Origin of the sequence: Miniimonas arenae (genome assembly GCF_006351005.1) — a bacterium.
Taxonomy (GTDB): Bacteria; Actinomycetota; Actinomycetes; order Actinomycetales; family Beutenbergiaceae; genus Miniimonas; species Miniimonas arenae.
Genome location: NZ_VENP01000104.1, coordinates 1 through 2,906, shown reverse-complemented (window position 1 = coordinate 2,906; position 2,906 = coordinate 1). Strand labels below are relative to the sequence as shown.

Sequence of the window (2,906 nt, the reverse complement as noted above, 5' to 3'; positions counted from 1 at the left end):
CCGGCGAGGCCGGCGAGGACGAGCACCACGACGGCGCGCGCGACGGCGACCCCGGCGACCTCCACCTCGAGGCGGTCATCACGAGCGAGGCCGACCTGCGCTCGATCCTGCTGCTCGGCCTGCCGCCGCACGGCGTCGTGGGCCGGGACGCGCGCGACACCCTCACCCTCGTGCCCCTGCAGGTGCCCGCGTCGCGCGAGTGGCTCGACCTGCGCCGCAGCGGCCGTGTCACCGTGCCGGTCGCGGAGCGTTCGCTGTTCGAGCGCACGATCCTGCCCCGCCTGCCGCGTGCCGTGCTGCGCACGAGCGGGTGGGAGCCCGCCCCGCCGCCCGCGCCGACCCTCGTCGTGCGGATCCGACTGCTCTTCGCCGCGATCGGCAGCACGCCGCGCGCCTCCGTCGAGGCCGAGTGGCGGTACGGCCCTGCGGACGACGCCTTCGCCCGCACCGCGACGCTGCCGCCCGATCCGCGGGACACCGGCCGCGACGCCGGGGCCGAGCACGCCCTGCTCGTCCGCGCGGGCGCCGCCATGACGGCGCTGCCCCCGCTCCTCGCACCCGACCGGACACCGCTGGAGGAGATGGTGGTCTCGGGGCACGCCGTCGTGGCCTTGTTCGAGCAGGTGGTGCCCGCGCTGCGGGCCGTCGACGGCGTCGCGCTCGACCTGCCCGAGGACGTCCCCACGTTCCGCGACCTCGGCGAGCCCGAGATCGCCGTCGACGTCACGCCCGCGGGCCGCGACTGGCTCGACCTCGAGGTGCGCCTGCGGGTCGCCGAGCGCGAGGTGCCGGTCGGCCAGGTCATCACCGCGCTGGCCCGCGGGGAGAAGACACTCTTTCTCGAGGACGGCGGGTTCGTCAGCCTGGACCGGCCCGAGCTCGACCAGCTGCGGACGCTGCTGGAGGAGGGACGCGCGCTGCAGGACCGCCGCCGCACGGGCGCGCTGCGGATGAGCCGGCTCGACCTGTCCTGGTGGGAGGAGCTGCTCGCGCTCGGCGAGATCGACCGCCAGGCGTGCGAGTGGCTCGACCGCCTCCGTGCGGCGACCACCGACGAGAGCGAGACGCCCGCGCTGCCCGTCGGCCTGCGGGCCGACCTGAGGCCCTACCAGCGGACCGGCTACGAGTGGCTCGCACGGCTGCGCCGCAACGGTCTGGGCGGCGTGCTCGCCGACGATATGGGCCTGGGCAAGACCCTCCAGGTGCTCGCGATGATCCAGGACTGGAAGGAGAACGCGCCGTCGTCCGGGACGCCCCAGATCAGTCAGCCGCAGCCCGATGTGGCACAGCACGCCACGCCCGACGCCGCGCCCGACGGCGAGCACGGCCCGTTCGTCGTCGTCGCACCCACGTCGGTGGTCCCCAACTGGGCCGCGGAGGCGGCGAGGTTCACGCCCGGGCTGCGCGTCGCCGTCGTGACCGCGACCGCCGCACGCCGCCGGGAGAGCATCGCGGCGCTCGCCGCGAACGCGGACGTGCTCGTCACCTCCTACGCGCTGTTCCGGCTCGAGCACGATGACTACGCGGCGCTCCGACCGGCGGGCCTCGTGCTCGACGAGGCGCAGAACGTGAAGAACCGCCAGTCCAAGGCGTTCGCCCTGGCGAAGACGACCCCGGCGCACGTCACGTTCGCGGTCACGGGCACGCCGATGGAGAACGACCTCACCGAGCTGTGGGCGATGTTCGCGCTCGCGGCGCCCGGGCTGCTCGGCACGCCGCAGCAGTTCCACGAGCTCTACGCGGCCCCGATCGAGCGAGGCAACGGCGCCGACCTGCTGCTGCGGCTGCGCCGTCGGATCGCACCGTTCCTCCTGCGCCGCACGAAGGAGCAGGTCGCCCCGGACCTGCCGGCGAAGCAGGAGCAGGTGCTGCGCGTCGAGCTCGATCCCGCGCACCGCCGCGTGTACGCGCGCCACCTGCAGCGCGAGCGGCAGCGCGTGCTCGGGCTCGTGCAGGACATGGAGCACAACCGCGTCGAGGTGCTCAGCGCGCTCACCCGGCTGCGCCAGCTCGCGATCGACGCCTCGCTCGTCGACGAGGAGTACGCCGGCGTCCCGTCCTCGAAGCTCGAGGAGCTCATGCCCCTGCTGCGCGAGGCGGCCGACGAGGGTCACCGCGTCCTCGTGTTCTCGCAGTTCACGCGCTACCTCGGCAAGATCGCCGCCCGCCTGGACGCCGACGGGCTGCGCTACGCCTACCTCGACGGCTCGACCACGCGCCGCGCCGAGGTGATCCGCTCGTTCGCCGAGGGCGACCAGCCCGTGTTCCTCATCAGCCTCAAGGCCGGCGGCGTGGGGCTCAACCTCGCGATGGCCGACTACTGCGTCCTCGCGGACCCGTGGTGGAACCCGGCCGCGGAGGCGCAGGCCGTGGACCGTGCGCACCGGATCGGGCAGACCCGGCCCGTGCTCGTGTACCGGATGGTCGCCACCGACACCATCGAGGAGAAGGTCATGGCGCTGCAGGAGAGCAAGCGCGCGCTCGTCGCGGGCGTGCTGGGCTCGAGCGGCGAGCTCGGCGGGACCGACGCGATGCCCGACGGCGTCGCCTCGCCCAGGCGGCGCGGGGACGCCGGGGCGGTGGGTCGCCTCACGGCCCAGGACGTCCGGGAGCTGCTCGCGTAGCCGGCCGCCCAGGCCACGGACGCACGCGACTTACGCTCGGGGTGGAGCAGCCCGGCTCCAAATGGGGGAAGCGAGTTCTGATGCCCGGTAAGTCACCAACCACACGTGGAGCGAAAAAGGTCGCTCAGCTGTCGATCAAGGAAAAGCAAGCGGCCAAGCGCGAAAAGCGCGAACCCGACGTCTTCCTCAAGCCGCGCAAGGGAGCGAGCCGCTGATCGGCTGACCGGGGGACCCCTTGGGTGCGAGGAGTTCCCCGGTCGCAACCGACCGCTCGCAACCATT

Annotated in this window: 2 protein-coding genes; both read left to right on the top strand. The window is 73.7% G+C overall.

Annotated features, from left to right (window positions below; genetic code table 11):
* A partial coding sequence (locus FH969_RS14695) for a DEAD/DEAH box helicase (RefSeq protein ID WP_139987931.1) occupies window positions 1–2,624 on the top strand: 2,624 nt, incomplete at its 5' end.
* 41 nt (window positions 2,625–2,665) lie between these two features.
* Window positions 2,666–2,839, top strand: a complete 174-nt coding sequence (locus FH969_RS15355) for a hypothetical protein (RefSeq protein ID WP_180359829.1) — start codon at window positions 2,666–2,668, stop codon at window positions 2,837–2,839.
* Window positions 2,840–2,906 lie beyond the last annotated feature (67 nt).